General features: G+C 60.7%; 14 protein-coding genes. 11 read left to right on the top strand and 3 right to left on the bottom strand.

The genetic code is table 11. From position 1 onward, the window contains the following. Positions 1–29: 29 nt before the first annotated feature. Positions 30–1,823 carry an alanine racemase gene (locus YH3_RS21905; protein WP_064444051.1) on the bottom strand — a complete coding sequence of 598 codons (1,794 nt, stop codon included), beginning with the start codon at positions 1,821–1,823 and terminating at the stop codon, positions 30–32. 160 nt (positions 1,824–1,983) lie between these two features. On the opposite strand from YH3_RS21905, the gene YH3_RS21910 reads away from it, so the two are divergent. Together YH3_RS21910 and YH3_RS21915 are read left to right on the top strand one after the other, a co-directional pair. After that, positions 1,984–3,429 carry an amino acid permease gene (locus YH3_RS21910; protein WP_007729264.1) on the top strand — a complete coding sequence of 482 codons (1,446 nt, stop codon included), beginning with the start codon at positions 1,984–1,986 and terminating at the stop codon, positions 3,427–3,429. Then, a complete protein-coding gene (locus tag YH3_RS21915) occupies positions 3,426–4,346 on the top strand; it encodes a universal stress protein (protein WP_064444052.1) in 921 nt (306 codons plus the stop codon). Before YH3_RS21910 ends, YH3_RS21915 begins: the two co-directional genes overlap by 4 nt. Positions 4,347–4,388: 42 nt before the next feature. On the opposite strand, the gene YH3_RS21920 is transcribed toward YH3_RS21915, so the two are convergent. Continuing rightward, positions 4,389–5,390 carry an MBL fold metallo-hydrolase gene (locus YH3_RS21920; protein WP_058037188.1) on the bottom strand — a complete coding sequence of 334 codons (1,002 nt, stop codon included), beginning with the start codon at positions 5,388–5,390 and terminating at the stop codon, positions 4,389–4,391. A gap of 296 nt (positions 5,391–5,686) precedes the next feature. Here YH3_RS21920 and YH3_RS21925 point away from each other — a divergent pair, with 296 nt between their 5' ends. From YH3_RS21925 to YH3_RS21965, 8 genes are all read left to right on the top strand, one after another. Continuing rightward, entirely contained in the window at positions 5,687–6,787 is a 1,101-nt protein-coding gene (locus tag YH3_RS21925) for an LLM class flavin-dependent oxidoreductase (RefSeq protein WP_054825837.1), read from the top strand. Positions 6,788–6,896: 109 nt separating this feature from the next. Further along, positions 6,897–9,020 (top strand): hypothetical protein, encoded by a 2,124-nt coding sequence (locus tag YH3_RS21930; protein WP_238592679.1) that lies wholly within the window; start codon positions 6,897–6,899, stop codon positions 9,018–9,020. Beyond that, entirely contained in the window at positions 9,013–10,530 is a 1,518-nt protein-coding gene (locus YH3_RS21935) for an ATP-binding protein (protein ID WP_064444053.1), read from the top strand. Before YH3_RS21930 ends, YH3_RS21935 begins: the two co-directional genes overlap by 8 nt. After that, complete coding sequence (locus tag YH3_RS21940) at positions 10,527–13,451, top strand: Z1 domain-containing protein (RefSeq protein WP_064444054.1); 2,925 nt, start codon at positions 10,527–10,529, stop codon at positions 13,449–13,451. The genes YH3_RS21935 and YH3_RS21940 overlap by 4 nt, the downstream gene beginning before the upstream one ends. Before the next feature lie 33 nt (positions 13,452–13,484). Next, complete coding sequence (locus tag YH3_RS21945) at positions 13,485–14,339, top strand: ParA family protein (protein WP_042447943.1); 855 nt, start codon at positions 13,485–13,487, stop codon at positions 14,337–14,339. After that, positions 14,336–14,827 carry a hypothetical protein gene (locus YH3_RS21950; RefSeq protein WP_042447940.1) on the top strand — a complete coding sequence of 164 codons (492 nt, stop codon included), beginning with the start codon at positions 14,336–14,338 and terminating at the stop codon, positions 14,825–14,827. Before YH3_RS21945 ends, YH3_RS21950 begins: the two co-directional genes overlap by 4 nt. A 175-nt stretch (positions 14,828–15,002) precedes the next feature. Further along, positions 15,003–15,998, top strand: a complete 996-nt coding sequence (locus YH3_RS21955) for an HNH endonuclease (protein WP_054825839.1) — start codon at positions 15,003–15,005, stop codon at positions 15,996–15,998. 198 nt (positions 15,999–16,196) lie between these two features. After that, positions 16,197–17,359, top strand: a protein-coding gene (locus YH3_RS21965; RefSeq protein ID WP_154100266.1) for an IS3 family transposase whose coding sequence is annotated in 2 segments (ribosomal slippage) — positions 16,197–16,481 and positions 16,484–17,359 — 1,161 coding nt in all. Because the reading frame shifts where the segments join, the coding sequence is not laid out codon by codon here. On the opposite strand, the gene YH3_RS21970 is transcribed toward YH3_RS21965, so the two are convergent. Beyond that, the gene (locus YH3_RS21970; protein WP_064442763.1) at positions 17,347–17,901 is read right to left on the bottom strand and encodes a hypothetical protein; all 555 of its coding nucleotides are present in this window, start codon (positions 17,899–17,901) and stop codon (positions 17,347–17,349) included. The genes YH3_RS21965 and YH3_RS21970 overlap by 13 nt on opposite strands. Positions 17,902–18,282: 381 nt before the next feature. Between YH3_RS21970 and YH3_RS21975 the strand changes: the two genes are divergently transcribed. Beyond that, positions 18,283–19,539 carry a plasmid pRiA4b ORF-3 family protein gene (locus YH3_RS21975; protein WP_082920628.1) on the top strand — a complete coding sequence of 419 codons (1,257 nt, stop codon included), beginning with the start codon at positions 18,283–18,285 and terminating at the stop codon, positions 19,537–19,539. Positions 19,540–19,798: the final 259 nt, after the last annotated feature.

Genomic DNA, 19,798 nt, shown 5'->3' on the forward strand with positions numbered 1-19,798 from the left:
AACGATTCTCGCAAGGGCTGCCGACAACGTCAGGCTTTGACCACCTTGCGCCCGAGCAGCGATGCAACCAGTCCGTCGACGAAGGTCGCCTGACGGCCGAGAGGATCGGAATCCGCTGCCGCGACGCTGCCGATCGAAATCGATCTCGTCAGGCCGGTCTCGCTGATGAATTCGGCGGCGAGGTGAGCCTCTCGGAACGTGAGGCCGCCCAGATGTGTCGTGTCGTCGACTCCGAGAACACGTCCGTCGATGATGTCCATGTCGAAGTGGACGTGGACGCCGTTCACACCCTGTCCCGCCGCGGCGAGAACGCGAGGCATCAAGGCCGCCATGCCATGGCGATCGATCTCGTCGATCGTCACCAGCAATACCCCGTACTCGTCGAGTGCGCGCTTGTGATCGACCGTGGCGTCCTTGACGCCCACCAAGACGGTGTTCTCCAAACTGGGGCCGTGCAGATCCGCCGCCGACGACAGCAATTGTTCGATATCGCCGTGGGAGGCGAAAATGATTGCACCCAAATCGGTTCCAGGTTCGGTGGCGATCGGAATTCTGGTGTTCTGCCAGGCTTCGGCAGTGAGCCACAGCGGCAGCGTTGTGAGATCCGCAGCGGCATTCTCGGCTTGAATGCAGTCGAAACCGATTCCGGACATGTCCTCACGTAGGCCGTGATCGAGGAGATGGCTTGCCAGCCCGGTAGTTTCGAGGTCGATCAATTCGACGGTCGCATTGGCATCGATCGGTTCGGTGCCCAGGACGTAGCGCTTTTCGACGTAGGGCGATGTCATCGCCATCAAGAGCGCGCCGTAATCGATCGTGAAGTCGACGGTGCCACCCAGTCGGTATTCGTCGCCTGTTTCTCCGGCGTCGACGAGGAGGTGATCGCTACTGGCGCTGATCACCTTCAGACGCGGATCGATCGGGGTCAAGCCTTCCGGCGAGATGTCCTCGCGGCCGATGGACAAGATCAGGCGTCGGCTCGGCTTGTCCTCGTTGTCGAAGACGGGGCGTCGGCCGAATGCGTCTTCGCCTGAGACGCCGTACGGCCGCGACGGCTTGACCTTGGCCTCGATGATGTCCGCGGTGAGAGTGAAGGCATCGTTGTTCAGCAGTTCGTACAGTCCGGGGGGAGTGGGTGATTCGGCCAGTACGATGCTGGCGCCCAAACGCAGATGGTTGATCCCCTCGGGCATCGTGCCCGTCTCGAGTAGTGGCAGCGAGAACGTATTGCCGCCGGAAACGATCGGCAGTTCGATCGAGAACCGCTTCGTGATTTCGTCGGCTAGGTAGACCAGATTCGACAGGTTGTCGACGGTCGGTTGGATGCCACCGACGCACGCGAGGTTCGCGCCGATTCCGATCAGTCTGATGCCCTCGATAGGAAGGATTTCAGCGACTACGTCCAGCGCCTCCGCCGGCAGGATTCCTTCGCGGAGATCTCCGAGGTCGATCATCAGCACGATGTCGTGGACTACGCCTCGCGTTTGTGCTGCTCTGCCCAGAGCAGCAATCGTCGTCAACTCGGAGTTGAGGCTGATGTCCGCGTAGCGGATCGTGTCGTCGATCTCGTTCAGCGACGGTGCGCGGATCAGCATCAGGGGAACGGTGATGCCGTCGCGGCGAATGCGGGCCAGGTTGTCCAGGCGGGAGTCGGCGATCTGCGTGACGCCGCCGCGGACCATTGCTCGTGCCACCTTGGGGGATCCGCACGTAGATTTGCTGACACCGGCCACCGATATACCGTGAGCGCTGGACGCCTCGACGAGGACGCGCGCATTCTGTTCGATACGACGCAGGTCGACGGTGATGGTCGGTCCGGTCATGATCTCCCCGTTTTCTCCGAAGGCGGTTCACGATCCGGGCTTTCCAGACCGGACGGTTGGCGTGAGCTGGACAACTTTGCTCCAACAGTTGTGTCGCAGGACACTTGCGTGCAGTATGAGGATACAACAGTTTCCTACCAGGCACTCTAGAGGAGCGTCGATGGCTACTCTCGTCAAACACGTACTTCGGCGCAAGCCGGCTTTGCAGATAGACCAGGAGACCGGCGCAGATACCAACGGCGGCGAGCTGACCCGCAGTATCGGTTTGGCGCAGTTGTCCATGTTCGGCATCGGCGCCACGATCGGCACCGGTATCTTCTTCGTCCTCTCGCAGGCAGTCCCGGTTGCGGGTCCGGCGGTCATCATCTCCTTCGTTGTTGCCGGTGTCGTCGCGGGACTCACGGCGATCTGTTACGCGGAGTTGGCCGGAGCTGTCCCGGCGTCGGGCTCGTCGTATTCCTACGCTTACGCGACGCTCGGAGAGCTTCCGGCCATGGCCGTCGGAGCGTGTCTGCTTCTCGAGTACGGAGTATCGGCCGCGGCGGTGTCCGTCGGATGGTCGCAATACTTGAACCAGCTGCTTGGCAACCTCTTCGGGTTCCAGATTCCCGACGCGTTGTCACAAGCGCCGGAGCAGGGCGGCATCATCAATCTGCCCGCAGTGATCCTGGTGTGCCTGTGCGGTGTTCTGCTCATCCGCGGCGCCAGTGAATCGGCCAAGGCCAACGCCATCATGGTCTCGATCAAACTCGCAATTCTGTTGCTCTTCATCGTGGTCGGCATCGCCGGATGGAACAGCAATCACTTCGCCGACTTCGCACCGTTCGGATTCAGTGGCGTCATGTCCGCCGCCGGAATCATCTTCTTCTCGTACATCGGCCTCGACGCTGTGTCCACCGCCGGCGAAGAAGTGAAGAACCCTCGTCGCAATCTCCCTCTCGCGATCCTCATTGCGCTCGTGTCTGTCACCGCGATCTACATCGCTGTTGTCGCCGTCGCGATCGGTGCACAGGATTCCGCTTCGTTCGAAGGTCAGGAAGCCGGACTGTCCGCCATCCTCGAACAGGTGACCGGATCTACCTGGCCGGGAACACTTCTGGCCGCCGGTGCGGTGATCTCGATCTGCAGCGTCACGCTCGTGGTCATCTACGGTCAGACCCGGATCCTGTTCGCGATGTCACGCGACGGCATGATTCCGTCGATCTTCCACAAGGTGAACCCGCGGACTCTGACGCCGGTGCCCAACACCATCATCGTCTGCGTCGTCATCAGCATTCTGGCCGGTTTCATTCCGATCAACTTCCTCGCCGAAATGACCAGCATCGGAACTCTGGTGGCCTTCCTCGTGGTCTCGGTCGGGGTCATCATCCTGCGGCGCAGTGACCCGGACCTGCCGCGCAGCTTCAAAGTTCCCGGCTATCCGGTGACGCCGATCCTCTCGATCCTGGGCTGCCTGTGGATCATCAAGGACCTCCGAACCGTCACGATCTACGTATTCCTCGTCTGGGTGACCGTCGCGATCATCTGGTACTTCGCCTACGGTATGAAGCACTCGCGCCTCGGGGCGAAGAACCGCGCCGAACTGGGATCGGAGTCCGAGTCATGACGTTGCTCGCGGGATACGCACCCGACGGTGACAGCTCCGGAACCGTCCATCTGGCAACGCTGTTGGCGCGCTCGTCCGGTGAACCGCTGGTGATCTGCGCGGTGATTCCCTCGCCGCCACCGCCCGGGATGGCGCGTGTCGACGCCGAATACCACCAGCAATTGCGAGCCGAAGCCGAAGCGGCACTGGCGAAAGCGCGGGCAGACATGCCCTCCGACGTCGACGTAACCTATGTCGTGCATGAGGCTCAGTCGACGTCGAGTGGCCTGCTCGATCTCGTTCACGAGCACGAAGCCAAGATGATCGTCCTGGATTCGTCTACGGCCGGGGTGTTCGGTCACGTGGCTCTCGGCAGTGTCACCTCACGCTTGCTGCACAGCTCCGACGTTCCGGTCGCCCTGGCGCCGAGGGGATTTCGAACCAAGCCCGGTGAGGTGGTTCGCCGCGTCACCGCCGCATACTCGGGCACACCCGATCAAGACGATCTGGTGCTCGCCGCCGCGACCGTGGCTGCGCGTGTCGATGCCGGACTCAGACTGGCGGCGTTTGCAGTTCGCGCAAACGCGCAGTACACGACCACGCTCGGGACCGAGGGGGATTCACCGATCATCTCTGAGTGGGCCGAGGTGGTCGAGCGCGAGACCAACGCTGCCTTCGAGCGCGTGCGTGCACTGCCCGAAATACCCGACGTCATGGAATCGGTTATCAGCCATGGTCGTAACTGGGCCGAGGCGCTCGAGGGCGTCGAGTGGGACCGAGGTGACGTTCTGACTGTCGGCTCGAGCAAGGCAGGTCCACTGGCGCGGGTGTTCCTCGGCAGTCGGGCGGCGAAGATCGTGCGGTACTTACCGGTTCCGGTGGTGGTGGTGCCGCGATCGGCGTCGACCCGAATAGTCGATCAGGCCGAAGCGGAATAGAGATCATGGCCGACGAGCGGAGTGCTTGTCGGCCCTGATCTTTCAGACGGAGCGAGCGAAGAGCGCTGGCTCGGAGCCGGGAACCTGAGAGACCTGCTCTCGGGCAACCAGATGGCGAAGGTGAGCTGCGCCCTCGGAGAGCGCCATCGTCTTTCCCATCGGGGAGATCTCGGCCCACGGCTTGTACCACTTCATCTTTGCCGCGACGTCCCACACCGTGAGCTTGTCGTCGGCGAACTCCTGCAGCAGGTGATCGAGTCGCTCCTGGTGATGCTCGATCAGCTCGCCGGCGCGACCTCCGACGTCGTCGATCGGAATGCCGTGTGCGCCGAGACCGCGGGTGATGTTCATGTTCTGCACCCGTGCGAGCGAGTCGAGGAAATCGGCGAGGGCATCACGCTCGTCGAGGGGGTACACGAAGTTGCCGACGTGTGGTGTGGTCTTCTGCAGGACGTGGTCGCCGGTGAACATGACGTCGGCGTCGTCGAGGTAGAAGCAGACGTGACCAGGCGTGTGGCCGGGGGTGTAGACAACGCGGAGGCCGCGGCCGGTGAGCGCGATGATTTCGTCGTCCGCGAGAAGGCGGTCGGGAGCGGACTCGGGGCCCACCGGAGACTCACCCGCGGCAGCCAGTCGGAATGCATCACGGTCAGCTGCGGGCGCTCCGGCACGTTCCATGTTGTCGAGCTGGTACGCCATCCACTCCTCGTTACGCGCAGTGGCCATCTGATCGAACAAGTAGTGGTCGTCCTCGTGCATGGCGATCCAGGCGCCGGATGCCTCGCGGACCCGTCCGCACAGGCCGGTGTGGTCCGGATGGAAGTGCGTGACCACGACGCCCTCGATGTCGGTCACCGAATGCCCGATCTCGGCGAGCCCGGCGTTGAGGCCCTGCCAGCCGTTGTCGTCGCCCCAACCAGCGTCGACCAAGATCAGTCCGCCGGGGGATTCCATGGCGTAGACGAGCGTGTGCCCGAGCGGGTTGTCCGTGATCGGGACAGGAATCTGAAATATGCCATCACCGATGGCTGCCGCACCGTTCATATCAAGTACCTCTTAACGATAAGGGAACGCACTCTTAGTACTTCATGTTTACCGTGCGCTCGTTTGGTTGGTGACACAGGTCCTGCCTGGCGGGAGTGCGGCATGTTTTCGGTCGACTTCGGATCGGGGAGAGTTTTATCGACCGAATGATGCCATTGAGTCGAAAGTAGTTGTTGAATAGGGTTTTTCGTGATTTCGCCGTGTCAGGGGCGTCCTCGGATGGCGGATCCGTCGACGAGTCGCGCACTAGCCTCCGAGGGACAGGCGCGCTGTGCGGTTATCGAGAAAGACGGGTCATGCGTTTTCAGGTTCTGGACATCATTTTCAACCCACCCCATCCAGTGACCGGCGAGGAAGTTGCCCCGTCCGATCGGCTCAACCGCGTCGTCGAACTGGCGGTTCTCGCCGAAGAACTGGGTATCGATTCGTTCTCGGTGGGTGAGCGCCATGCCGGGCCGGTTCTTTCGTCGGCGCCAACCGTCGTTTTGGGGGCGATTGCGCAGGCCACGGACAGAATCCTGCTCTCGACGGGTGTCACGGTCCTTTCGCTACTCGACCCGATCCGAGTCGCCGAAGATTTCGGAACCATCGATCAACTCAGCCGGGGACGCCTCGAGATCGTGATCGGCAAGGGCAACGAGGTTCTTCAATACCCGCTCCTCGGTCTGGACATCGCCAAGCAGTACGAGTACCTCACCGAGAACTACGAACTCCTCAAACTGCTGATCAGCGAGGAAAACGTCAAGTGGGTGGGAACGCACCGGCCTTCGCTCGAGGACGCGACGACGCTACCGCGTCCTTTCGACGGCCCGTTCCGTATCTGGCACGGATCGGCTACCTCGTTCGAGGCCGTCGAACTCGCGGCGAAGTGGGGTGACCCCATCGTCACCGCCAACGCCTTCCAGCCTCGTGAGAACTACAAAGTGCTGATCGACCACTACCGCGAGCAGTACCTGGCGTACGGACATGACCCGGCCAAGGCGTATGTCGGTTCGGGTTCGGGCGGATTGTTCCTCGCCGACACGACCGAGCAGGCCATCGAAGAGTTCCGTCCGATCTACGAAGGCGCCGTTGCGCAGGCCGACAAACGCAAGCACGATCCCAAAGCGGTCGGAAAGTCGACAAGCTTCCGGACCATCGAGGAAGCCGTCGACCGTGGGCCGGCATTGGTCGGGTCTTCGGAGCGAGTCGCCGAGAAGATCCTCGATTATCACGAGAGCTACGGCCACGATTTCCAATCGGTGTCGGTCAATCACGTGCTCGACTTCGAGCAGCAGAAGGACACCCTGCGCCGATTTGCGGAAGAGGTTATCCCGCTGGTGAAGGCCGAACTGTCGACGACGCTGTGGACCTCGGCCGACAAAGATCGGGCGAAGGGTTTCACCGCCGTCGACTGAGCGGAGAAGTCTGACTGTCGGGTAAGCGGGTCCGGCGCTGCGACCGCTCACGAGCTGCAGTAACTTGTTACCGACATCGCGGTCGGTTTTGACCGCAATGAAGGTATCCGTGAGTGGGAGTAGTGCGTTGACGTTGGGTGTGAACTCGCTTCCCGCGAACGAGCTGAGTCAGACGCTGTGGGTCGATCTGTTTCCTTGGCTGGACGACTACGTATCCGATCGTGCTGCGCTGCTCGAGCCGCTGGCACCGTCACCTGATTGGTGGTTCAGCGAAGCGCCGTCGTTCACTGTTCTCGAGGTCGATCTCGAGAAGGTTCTCTCCGAGCTGGCGTCCCTCTACATCGCTCACCACGCGGCAGCGGTATTGAGAGCGAGCTTTCCGCTACTTGGTGAAGATCTCCCGTTGGAGGTGTTGAGTCTCGATACTCGCGCAGTGACTGCACTGTCTCGGCTCACCACCGACAAAGCAATCGGCGGACTGCTGATGCACACGACCGCTGAGATCTTCGGCGTGCGCGGAACGAGCGAACAGACGGTGCACGACATAGTGCTCAACCTGTTGGTCTGTGCGGTCATGACGACTCCGCTCGCCCGCGTCGAGGCCAATGAGGAAGCAGGTGCCCCACCCGCGATCACAGCGCTGCTCGACGATCTCGCTCAGCTTGCTATGTGGCGACGGGTCCGAGGTCAGGACAGCAGACCACTCGTCACCGTCGAGATCGACGACGAATCTCCGGCCTCGATTCAGGAAGTCGCCGCCCGGATCTCGGCTCTGACGCCGAACGACTTGCCCGACACCGACCGTACCGACGCGATGGACGAAATCGACAATCTCTTCTCCCAGTTGGACGAGCGGGAGTCGTTGGTGTTGCGTGAGCGGATCGTAGCGCGAGTGCCGCAGCGTAGGGGAGCGATCGGAGCCAAGCTCGGAGTGGGCTCGGGGCGGGTCGGGCAGATCGAGGCCGACGTGAAAGCCAAACTCAACGCGGCGTGCGGATTCGGGACAGCCGTGGGGAACCTGCTTGCCAGCCTGCGCGTCGAGATTCAGCCGGTAGCTTCGCTTGATCGCCTCCTCGACGTGCATCCGAGCATCGCGGCGGAGGTGCCTGGTTACGGAGTTCCGCTGTGGTTGGTTCTGGACCGTCTCGACGACTACTTCGAGGTGACTGACGGTTGGGCAGCCGCTCCGGGCGTCGCGGCGGCCAAGAAACGCACTCAGACCTTGCTGGAAGACTTTGAGTCCCCCAACGGTGTGGTTGCACTCGACGACGTCGCCGAAGTTGTGTCGATGTCACGCGGCGAACTGGAGAAGTGGCTTGCGTGGTGCGGCGTTGTCGTAGTGGCGGATTCTGCGCTGACGCGTGCGCGTCGGATCTCCGATCTGGCAGTCGGCGCGCTCGAAGCCGTCGGATCGCCGAAGTCCGTCGTCGAGCTTGTGGAGTTGCTGAAGTCCGATCGCAGTGACCGGTCGATCGAGCGCGCGCTCGAGGCCGACGATCGCGTGGCGCTCGACGGCGCAGTGTGGCGGCTGCACGCCTGGGGAAGCGCGGATTCCGTTGGGGAGGAATCGGTTTCTTCGGGAGAGGCTGAAGAAGCCAGTGAGTTCAACATTGGTGGTGACGGGATCGTCCGGCGCAAGCGGACACGTAAAACTGCGAAGACGCCAGAGTTGACTCGCCGCCTGTACCGGTCAGGTAGTACGTGGCGGTATCGACTGACCGTGACCTCCGATCATCTACGGGGTTCCGGGTTTGCGGTGCCCGCCGGTGTTGCGGTCGCTGCGGGCTGTGTTCGCGGTGAGACCATCGAGTTGGAGAGCCACCTCGGCGTTCAAGCAGTTCGGTGGACCGGAGCGCAGCCGACGTTCGGCACTATCCGCCGATTCCTGCGTGAACTCTCCGCTGTCGAGGGCGAAGACGTGTTGCTCGAGCTGTGGCAAGACGGAACCTTCCGCGTGGTCCGACCGGCGATTGTCCACTCTGACATCGACCCACTACGTCAGGCACTCGCAGAGGTTGGCAATCGCGAGCCATTGCGAACTGCCGAGAGACATGTGGTGCGGATTCTCGCCGAAGCAGTGTGTCTGGACGGCGAAGACCGTCCACGAAAGATACTGCGCGCGTACGAAGATCGTGGTGAAGACGTGGTTCTGGACTTCCTGGAGGCGGCATGGCGGCGCGGCGAAGCATCCGAAATCGACGAGGTAGACGGTAAGGATGCATCCCATGACTGACGTCGCGGACACCCGCATAGTGGCCACCAAGATCCTTGCTGCGGACGAGTCCCTCGCCGGCGCCATCGGCTTGCACCACACCATCGCGACAGCGCTCGCCGATCTGATCGACAACAGCCTCGACGCCGCGGCCTCCCACGTGCTGATCAGGTTCGTTCAGGACGGCACACGGATCGTGTCGATGATGGTGATCGACAACGGCTCCGGCATGGACAGTGACACCATTGATTCCGCGATGACCTACGGCCGCCGACGCGACTATGCCGCCGAGGACCTCGGTCATTTCGGTGTAGGGATGAAGGCGGCGTCGTTGAGTCAGGCTCGGTTGCTCCGAGTGTGGTCTCGAAAGTCCGGGCACCCGACGCAGGGCCGCGAGATCGACTCGGCCTCAGTGCAGGGGCGTCAGTCAGTTTCGGTGATCGAGGACCGGCAAGCCGAAGAATTCTTCGACGCAGTCACGCCCCGCTTTCCCTTCGACACCGGAAGTGTTGTCGAATGGCGCGGCATCACAACATTTCTCATGTCCGCGCACGCGGACGAGCAGACCAGCTGGCTCGAACAGACCATCAACGACGTGCGCAGTCACCTCGGCGTCGTATTTCACCGTCTCATCGAATCCGGCCGGATCGCTCTGACTGTGGATGTCTTCGACGTCGAAGCGGGACGCGCCGGCGCGCTGCGCACAGTCAGTGCCATCGACCCGTTCCGGTATCCGCGCACCGGCGACCCCAACTACCCTCGGACACTTACCGTGTCGATCGCCGGTGCCACAGTAACCGCCGAAGCTCACCTGTGGCCCGCCCGGAGCAATGCACCGGAATTTCGCATCCACGGCGCCCCCGGCCGCGACCAGCAGGGGCTCTACTTCTATCGGCACGATCGACTCCTGCAGATCGGCGGCTGGAACGCGATAGTGCGGGGCCGACCGGACTACGGATTGGCACGAATTGCTGTCGATCTGAACGATTCTCTGCTGCAGCACATCACCATCAATCCCGAGAAATCGGGGGTGACGCTCGACGCCACTGCGTCGGCTGCCGTCGACGGGGCCGTCTTCACGGATTGCAACGGTGGATTCCGTTCGTATCTGACCGATGCCGAGCGCGTCGTGCGGGCAGCCCGAAGTTCTGCACCTCGGCCGATTAGCGTCATCGAGCCGGCATCCGGCTTTCCGGAAGACGTGCTCGATTCCTTCAGCGACGCCTTCGAATTCAGCGTCGGTGATGATCCTGTTGCTGTGGGTTGGCGAGCCTTGGCGCGTGATCAGTTCTTCGAAGTCGACCTCAAGACTCGGACTTTGTGGATCAATGCGCGTTTTCGGCGTGATCTGCTCGGACGTCGCAGTCTCGACCCGGCTGATGCTCCGGTGCTCAAGACGCTTGTCTTCCTGTTGGTGAGTGAGATGTTCGAAGGAACGAGAATCGGCGCTCGTCAGAGGGAAAAGATGCAGGCGTGGCAGGAAGTGTTGATTTCCGCAGTGGCAGCGCACCGGGAGCAGGTAGTGCAGTGAGTGATGAAGTATTCCGTGCGGTTGCGCGTGAACTCGGTGACGGGTTTCCGCCCGAGAACGTGCTCTACCCGGTCAACGCGCGCCTGCGAGCGAGCTATCCGGATGGCCTGACCATCGCGGACATCATCGATGTGTTCCTCGATGAGAGTGCTGTCGGTGTACGAACGGCGCTCACCTCGCGTCTACGGCAGTGGGATGCGGAAAGTGTCGAGACGTGGGTAGGCTCGACTGTTCCGCAAAGTCCGGAACGGCGGGCTCGGATCTACGACTTGTTGGGATTGCCGGTCGACGCCCACGCCGAGATGGATGCGCACTTCCTTCGCGAAGGTGGGCCCGTTGTCATTGCGGCTCAGCAGCCGTGGGACCCCTGGTACACCTCCGAACGCCGCCGCGAGCACGACTTCTATTGGCGCGCTTACAAGCGAGTTCTAGCCGACAAGAACTGGGACGAGGCGACAATCGGAAAGCTGGACATTGCAACCACTGAGGTTGTGCACCGGCTTGCGGATCCGACGCGGCCCGAGCCGTATCAGTCCAAAGGTTTGGTGGTCGGCTACGTCCAGAGCGGGAAGACGGCGAATTTCAGCGGCGTGGTGGCCAAGGCGATCGACGCTGGGTACCGCTTGGTCATCGTGTTGACCGGCACGATCGAGATTCTCCGGAGCCAGACTCAGCGACGCCTCGACATGGAATTGGTCGGTCGTCAAAACATCAGTGCCGGTGTGGACGACGACTACGCCAACGACGAGGACTGGCGGGACGGGAACTTTCTCGAACACGAAATCGATCCGAACAAGACCAATGAAATCCCGGCTATCCGTCGACTCACCACCTCGACCTTTGACTACAAGAGCCTGCTCGCGGGCCTGAGCGCACTGCACTTCGAAACCGTGGATCACTCCCTTCCGCTGAATGATCCGAAGAATCTGTACCCCAGCAATATTCGCATCGCGGTCGTGAAGAAGAACGTCTCCAGCCTCAAGAAGCTGGTGGCCGATCTGAAGAAAGTGCCGACCGAACTCGATCAGATTCCTGCCCTGATCATCGACGACGAAGCCGATCAGGCATCGGTGAACACGATCGATCCGAAGAAGATGAAAACCGAGCAGGTCGAGCGGACGGCGATCAACGGTCAGATTGCTGAGATCCTCGGTCTACTCGAGCGTGCCCAGTACATCGGTTACACCGCAACACCTTTTGCCAATGTGTTTGTCGATCCGGAAGACAGCGTCAACGTCTTTCCTTCGGACTTCATCGTCAGTCTCGAGCGGCCCGGCCCGTACATGGGTGGTGCGGACTTCCACGATCTAGACGATCTCGAAGACGACGACAAGACTCCGGCCAATTCGAACCAGAAAGCGTACGTACGGGATCTCCGGGCCGAGTGCGACGAGGATCGCTCAGCCGAGCAGTTGCGAGCGCTCGACTCGTTTGTCCTGACCGGGGCGATCAAGCTATTCCGGGAATCGAAGGGCGCCAAGCCGTATCGGCACCACACGATGCTGGTGCACGAATCGGTGAAGCAGGCCGAGCATGACGCCGTAGCCGACGACTTCAAGGCCTTGTGGAAATCGGCCGGATACAGCCAGGCCAAGAGTCTTTCCCGGCTGGACAAGCTCTGGGCCGAAGACTTTGCGGTGGTGAGTGCGGCTCGGGGCAGTGAACTGGAGAATCCTGGTTCGTTTGCCGAGTTGGAGGATTTCATCGGCGCTGCCTACGACAAGATTTCCGAGGGAACCAGCCCCGTTATCGTGGTCAACGGTGCGGCCGAGAAGGACTACAAACAGGATTCCCTCGATTTCCAGGAACGCGGCGTGTGGAAGATTCTGGTCGGCGGCACGAAGCTGAGTCGCGGCTTCACGGTCGAGGGCCTGACCATCACTTATTACACGCGTCGAACGGGCCAAGCTGACACATTGATGCAGATGGGACGATGGTTCGGATTCCGCCCCGGGTACCGAGACTTGGTGCGCCTGTTCATCGGCCGCACGGTTGGCGGACCCGCCGGCGCGGACTACGACATGTACAAGGCGTTCGAGGCGATCGTTCGGGACGAGCAGGAGTTCCGGAACGAGCTCACTCGGTTCAGCGGCGTGAACGAGAAGGGCGAACCGTGGGTCACTCCACGCGATGTGCCGCCGATGGTGTTTCAGCAGCTGCCGTGGCTGAGGCCAACGGCTCGAAACAAGATGTTCAACGCCGATCTGGTTTATCGAGGCATGGGCGGTGAAAGTTTCAGCTTCACGATGCAGCCCCCGCGAGGTGACGGTTCGATCAACGCTCGGCACTTCGACGCGGTTGCACCATTATTGAAGTCGTTGGGCGAAACAGGGTCCTTCAATTTCGTTGACAAGGATGATGTTTCGCGATCGTTCACTGCGCGATACGGCATTGTCCCTGCCCATGTGGTGTTAGAGGCCGTCGACCAGTTCGAGTGGGCGAACGGGTGGGATTTCGGTCCCCACCGCGAAGCGCTTTCGACCGCAATCGAATCCGGATTGCTCGAGGATTTTGCAGTTCTGCTGCCGTACCCCAAGACCCGGGAGCCGATCGAGATCAAGGGTTGGCACGAGAAACTTCCGATCGTCAATCGCAAGCGTCAGGAACGCGATTACCGAACAGGTTTCACCGGTACGGCCGTCCGTGAGCGCGATGCGATCGAGCACATTGCGGGCAGCCCGAAGAAGAACGGTGGACCGCTTGCGGGTGCTCTTCATCGGAAGACTCGCGGTGCATTGATTCTGGTATTGGCGAACGATCCGGCTCCTCGTCAGTTGAAACGGGCACAGGCTGGTCCCGTGGACTCGCGCGATTTTGCGACGTTGTTCTCGTACGCGCTTCCGCACGCGGCGGAGCCGTTGGGGCGAATCGGTTTTCGGGTGAAGCAGTCAGGGACAGGGGCGATCGTCGATGCGAACTAGGTGTGTTGTGGTGGGAGACAGGAATGGGTTCTGATGGCTAAGACGATTGCGACGATCAACCTCAAGGGCGGCGTCGGTAAGACGACGATCACCGCGGGGTTGGCCGAGTTCATGTCGCTCGAATTCGGTCAGCGCGTGCTGTTGATCGACCTCGATGCGCAGATCAATCTGACGACGATGATGATCAGTGAGGATCACTGGCTCGAACTCAACAAGCAAGGGCTGACCAGCGCAACCATTTTCCGCGACGCCGTCGATGGCACGTCGAACTTCGATCTTGAAGCCTCGATTCAGCGCGGAGTTTCTCCGGTCAAGCGAGTGACGGGTGTGGATCTGCTTCCCTCATCTCTCGATTTGATCGAGCTACAGGAGGAGATCAGTGCCCTTCGGGTTGCTGATCGGAACTCCACCAAGCCGGTTGAATTGTTGAGGGATGCCGTCACCCCGGTGATGCCGTACTACGACTACGTTCTGATCGATTGCCCGCCGAATCTCGGGCCGATCACACTCAACGGATTGGCCATGGCTGACGGCTACGTGATCCCCACGATCCCGGATGTGCTCTCCACGTACGGCATTCCGCAGATCCAGACGCACATCGCGAAGTTCGGCAAAGAACTCGGCCGTGAACTCTTCGAACTCGGGTTGGTGATCACCAAGTACAAGTCCAACTCGGCGGTGCACCGCACGACTGTGCGAAATCTTCGACGCGATCCCAACGTCCCTCACGTATTGCCGGAGTATCTCGCGGAGTCGAATCAGATTGCCGCGTCGGCGGAGTTTCACCCGTACAGCACTTTGAAGGTGAAGTACGGCAATGCAGGTCAGTTCGATCAGATGCGTGCAATTACGCAGAACATTCTCACGGAAGCGCAGGCGAAGCTATGAGTGCGGGTATCGATGAGGCGCGTCGTCGCGTGCAGGTGCAGGAAACCGGTGCAGCGCTCCTCAAGTTGGGAGCAACCAATGCCTCGGCATCGGTGTTGCTGGCCAAACTGGTTCAGGTAGTTGCAGAGGAAGCTGCCCGTACCCCGCGCTTCGCGAAGGCAATCGAAAGCGCTTTCGCAGTTCCGTCGGATGGATCCGCCGTTGTGGTACCTGCTTCTGCGCCGGCGCCGCGTCGTCGTGCTGCTGTACCGAAGGTGAAGCGGGAGCCGGGGGCTTTCGACCCGTTCGACGTCTTCAAGGTCGATGGGGAAGCAGCGCTGCTGGAGCGTCTTTCAGCCCTCGATGCAGACGGGATCAAGGACATCATCGCGGAGCAGGAGATCGACACGCACAAGGAGACCGGCCGTAAACGGAAGGTCGATGTGCTGGCGGTCTGGACCGTCGAGCGGGTGAAGGCACTGACCTCGAAGGGCAGTGCGTTCCGGTAGGGGCTCCTCCTCTCAGCGCGCCGTTGTGGTCCTTGGGGCCGCCAGATTGGCGCACTGGTTCGCCGGACTCCTTCATCAGTGGATGGCGATACCACACGAGTGGCTTCGAATGATTCCGCGCGGCGCCGGCTAGTGTGTGAACTTGCGGGTTGGACGCTTACCAGGAAGGCGCATAGTGGCACCTTCGGTGATCTCCGAGTTTCTTGACCCATCGCCCGCCGCGCTGGAGGCGCAGTGGAAATCGGTACTCGCACGTCAGGAGGTACCGAAGGGAAGCCGACAGGTGCCGTTCGTTCCGAGCGAGGTCGTGTTGTCGCTCTGCGCATCGCTGTTGGTTGACCATCGCCGGTTCGGTAGCTCTTCTGCACATCGAGCGGGAATGCCGGTCCAGCATCTTGCGAGTTTGTTCAAGCGTCCGCCCACGAGCTTTATCGCAAAGATGGCGAACCTGGATGGAACACGTAGTCATGGCGGGCGATATGAGGTCGAAGTCGCGTCGTTGATGCTTTCGGACAGCGTGTTGATGCAGGACGTATACCTTCGAATTCTGCGGTCGGCGCGTTCCCACGGAATTGACGAACATGCGTTGCCAGACTTCCTCGAATTGGAAAACGGCGAAACGCTGTGGCTGGCGGGACAAGAAGAGTTAGTCCAAAGTGAGATCGAGAGATCCTTGGAGCAGTCGCTCGAAAAGTGGTCTAGCGAGCGTAAAGATATCCCCATCGCGACCACCCAGCGATTGCTGACCTCGAGGGTTCGGATCGGCCAGCATCGGTTCGCCGCTGGCGTACTCAGCAATCACGAGCACCGCTGCGTGTTCTGTGGCCTTAGCGCGAACATCGGTGGCCGACGCCGGCCGCGCCTCCTTACTGCAAGCCATATCAAGCCCTGGCGAGACAGCACTGACAAAGAGCGACTTGACCGTCGCAACGGCTTCACCGCGTGTCCGACACATGACATTGCCTTCGATACGGGGCTCATCACCGTCGATGAGGACTTGAACCTCCATTACGCGCCCGGCGTCGAGAGCGATATGGAGATCGAAGGTCCGCTTCGCGCCGCACTCGGGAAGCCACCTCTGAGAGACCGATTGATCTTGCCGGACAAGGCGGAGCGTCCGGATGTTGTCTATCTGGACTGGCACCGCACGCAGATCTATGTCGCTTCGTGACTTCGCCAGCGAGCGCTCTGCGGAGCAGATCGAAGATGAGCCAGACTACTTAACTTGTGTAATACCAAGATCACCGTCGACGCCGTCTGCATCATCGCCGCACGCACAGTCACAGTCACCGCCGCAACCGGGTCTGCTGCACGGATAGGTGACATCTGATCTGTGGTGCCGAGAGGTGCCGCTGGAAGGATGTGCACCATGCCGAAGCCCTATCCCCGAGAGTTCCGTGAGGACGTTGTTCGGGTTGCCCGCAGTCGCGAGCCCGGAATGCTGTTGAAGCAGATCGCCGCCGACTTCGGGATCAGTGAATCCTGCCTGACGGGTTGGCTGAAAGTGGCCGATATCGAGGACGGAATCAAATCAGGAACTACCGGTGAGGACGTGGTCGAGAACCGGGAACTGCGCAAGCGAATCCGGTTGCTCGAGCAGGAGAACGAAGTCTTGCGCCGTGCTGCCGCCTATCTTTCCCAGGCGAACCTGCCGGGAAAATGATGTACCCGCTCGTTCGTGAGCTGGCCGAGGACGGCATTCCCGTCACGGTGACGTGCCGGGTACTCGAGATCGCTCGCCAGCCCTACTACCGGTGGCTGGCTGACCCGGTGACCGATGCCGACCTCGCGGAGGCCTACCGGGCGAACGCTCTGTTCAGGGCCCATAAGGACGACCCGGAGTTCGGCTACCGGTTCCTGTTCTACGAGGCTCGCGACGTCGGCCAGGTGATGGCCGAGCGCACAGCGTGGCGGATCTGCTCGAACAACGGCTGGTGGAGTGTGTTCGGCAAGAAACGCGGAAAAGCCAAGCGCCCGGGGCCTGCGGTCCACGACGACCACGTCCAACGCAACTTCACCGCCGATGCTGCGAATCAGCTGTGGTTGGGCGACATCACAGAGCATTGGACGAGCGAAGGCAAGCTCTACATGTGCGCGTTCAAAGACGTATTCTCCAACCGGATCGTTGGCTACTCCATCAGCGATCGGATGAAGTCCCGGCTCGCGGTCGATGCGCTCGACAACGCCGTCGCCCGCCGAGATTTCGTCGCAGGCTGCGTGGTCCACACCGACAGAGGATCGCAATTTCAATCAAAAAAATTCGTCCGCGCTCTGAGCCGCCATCACATGGTCGGCTCGATGGGCCGCGTCGCTGCGGCCGGCGACAATGCCGCCATGGAGAGCTTCTTCTCTCTACTGCAAAAGAACGTCCTGGACCGCCGCCCCTGGCGCACCCGTGACGATCTCAGGATCGCGATCGTCACCTGGATCGAAAAGACCTACCACCGCCGACGCCGCCAAGTCGGACTCGGCCGATTGACCCCCATAGAATACGAGACCATCATGACCACACCAGCCACTCAGGCTGCGTGACTCAACCTGTCACCTGATCGTGCAGCAGACCCACCGCCGGGATTGCAGTCTCCGGCGTAGCTGTCGTCATCGGCGTCGCAGTCGAGGTCTCCGCCGAAGGATTCAGCAAAATCGTCGTCGAGTTCGTGAGTGAAGTCGTGAACCTCGTCGATCAGGTTCAGCAGATGCTGCGGAGCGAAGGGATCGGCGTCGAGCATCGTGGAGACCAGTAGGTGGTCGCCGCTGAAGGCGAAGCGGAGGCGCGGCCATTCCTGCGCGAGTTCGATGAGTCGAGTCGCAGCATGCGAGGGATTGCCGAGGCCGGTCAGAACCGAAGACCAAACGTTGATCTGGGGTCCGTCGTCGGCGACGGTCACGTAGACGACAAATCCGTGAACCGGCACGACAATGTCGCCGTCGTCATCGGTGGCAGGCTCACTGCCCAGCAGTTCGGCGAGGGTCTGGACGCACAGGTGAACCAACTCGTCGCGCTCGTCCGTCACCAAGGCAATTGCGCCGTTGATGTGGAGGGGCTGGTCGGCGGTCGTGTCTTGGTCGCTCATGGATCCTCATGTTCTGTGCCAGTCCGAGCAGGCGCTGGGCACTGTTTTCGTGCGGTAGCTGTCAGGTCTACGGTAATCGGCGCACACTATTGTCCGCGCAGTGGATGATCAAAGATGCCTGGGTAGGTCCGTGTTGATCTGGACTTGACAGCCGACCAGCGACAAGATGCGAGCCCCGACAAATCGGGCAACCTTGTGGCAGTGAGTATCTCGGCTGTCGGTAGGTAGATCTAGCCTCCATACATGACGGGTCAGCGAGTTCGGCGAGCTTCACATCTGCGTTTGGTACCTGCATATCAAGCGGCGCAAAGCCAGATGAAGGTCCTTACGCCGAGGCAGATGCGGAATCAGCGTCGACGGCCGGAGGTGGCGAACTTTGTCATGCGGATCGAACTCGATTGCATCACGCCGCCTATTTGGAGACGGTTTTCGGTCCCGTCGAATATCGAACTGGACCAACTTCATTCGATTGTGCAGGCGGTGATGGGGTGGGGAGATCAACACGCTCATCAGTGGGTGAGTGTCCATCATTCAACGGACAATGGCCCAGATCGGTATATCGCGCCAGAGGTGATCGAGCGCGACGGATACCAGGAAGACGAGTTTGGTGAGGACGAAGTCCGGATCGACGAGGCAGTTACCGCGGTCGGGGAGTACGTCCGTTATGAGTACAACGCCCGCGCAAGGTGGAGTCACACGTTGGTTCTCGAGCAGATTGTCGAAGACCAGCCGATTTCTGAGCCATCCTGTCTCGACGGCGAGAGAGCGTGCCCGCCGGAGGGTTCTGGCGGTCCGATCGGGTATCGCGAGTTCCTGAACGTGCAGGCGAGTACCGGACTGTTCGATCCCGAACGTTTTGTTCCCGCAGAGTCCAATGCAGCAGTCACCATTGCAGTGGCATTGCATAAATCACCGCCCGTGGAAAGCTCGCTGTTCGAGAATTTCTTGCGCCGCCTGTCGGTTCATTCCGCGCCGAAACTGTTTGCCGCAGTTGCCAAATCGGAGCTTCGTGGCGGATATGACAACTATTTCGAGGTGATGCGTGAGGGAGCAAACTGCCAACTGCTGTGGCTGCTGAACTCCGCGCGAGGTGGTGGGATTGTTTTGACGGCGTCCGGGGCACTTCCTTCGGACCATGTTGCGGCCGCCCGAGACGAACTCGATTGGGGCAGCGACTGGATCGGTGTCACGGCAGGGAGTGACTCGCAATTAGCAGTACTCGTTGAAGTCGCAAAGACACTGAGATTTGTCCGGAAACTCCGAGGCACATTGCTTCTGACTCGACTCGGCGCGTCAGTGCTTGCATATGAAGGCGAGCTGTGGCGTCACATCGTGTCGGCCATGCCGTTGGGAAAGGGTGAGATGGCGCAGGAAGCCGGCCGAATTCTGTTCCTTACGTTGGCTGCCGGCTTGTCGGAGTCCGAACGTAGTGAAGTGATGATCGAAGGCCTCACGGCATTGGGTTGGTCGACAACAGACGGAACACGACTCGGGGACGACGATTGGACGTGGATGGTGCGAGACACTCTCGTGTACCTGCGAATGATCGGGGCGATTGTCTCCAATCCGCTGGACCAGCATGTTTCCGCCGATCCCGAGTGGGGCCGACGGTTTGCCAGGATGGTCCTGTCGAAGTAGCTGAGCGATCGAATCGAGCATCGATTTCAATCGATGCGGAGTTGTTATATGCGCTGGAAGAGCACGATTTTACTGCGGCGGAAACATGAATATTTTCGGGTGGGAAAATATCGGAGTTTTTGTTCGAAATTGCCATTATGCTATGGTCGATTCTCAGTTGTTGAATTGCGTGGTCGAGCCAAAAGCTTGCGCAGAAGATTTATTTTGTGGAGGTTGGGTTTCCGAAAAGACGAAGTGCGTGTTGCTAGTCAATTGAATA

It is taken from the genome of Rhodococcus sp. YH3-3 (genome assembly GCF_001653035.1).
In the GTDB taxonomy this organism is placed as follows: Bacteria; Actinomycetota; Actinomycetes; order Mycobacteriales; family Mycobacteriaceae; genus Rhodococcus_F; species Rhodococcus_F qingshengii.

Excerpts from the sequence above, each read along its gene's own strand:
- YH3_RS21905 (WP_064444051.1), bottom strand. The coding sequence starts at position 1,823 with ATGACCGGACCGACCATCACCGTCGACCTGCGTCGTATCGAACAGAAT.
- YH3_RS21910 (WP_007729264.1), top strand. The coding sequence starts at position 1,984 with ATGGCTACTCTCGTCAAACACGTACTTCGGCGCAAGCCGGCTTTGCAG.
- YH3_RS21915 (WP_064444052.1), top strand. The coding sequence starts at position 3,426 with ATGACGTTGCTCGCGGGATACGCACCCGACGGTGACAGCTCCGGAACC.
- YH3_RS21920 (WP_058037188.1), bottom strand. The coding sequence starts at position 5,390 with ATGAACGGTGCGGCAGCCATCGGTGATGGCATATTTCAGATTCCTGTC.
- YH3_RS21925 (WP_054825837.1), top strand. The coding sequence starts at position 5,687 with ATGCGTTTTCAGGTTCTGGACATCATTTTCAACCCACCCCATCCAGTG.
- YH3_RS21935 (WP_064444053.1), top strand. The coding sequence starts at position 9,013 with ATGACTGACGTCGCGGACACCCGCATAGTGGCCACCAAGATCCTTGCT.
- YH3_RS21945 (WP_042447943.1), top strand. The coding sequence starts at position 13,485 with ATGGCTAAGACGATTGCGACGATCAACCTCAAGGGCGGCGTCGGTAAG.
- YH3_RS21950 (WP_042447940.1), top strand. The coding sequence starts at position 14,336 with ATGAGTGCGGGTATCGATGAGGCGCGTCGTCGCGTGCAGGTGCAGGAA.
- YH3_RS21970 (WP_064442763.1), bottom strand. The coding sequence starts at position 17,901 with ATGAGCGACCAAGACACGACCGCCGACCAGCCCCTCCACATCAACGGC.
- YH3_RS21975 (WP_082920628.1), top strand. The coding sequence starts at position 18,283 with ATGCGGATCGAACTCGATTGCATCACGCCGCCTATTTGGAGACGGTTT.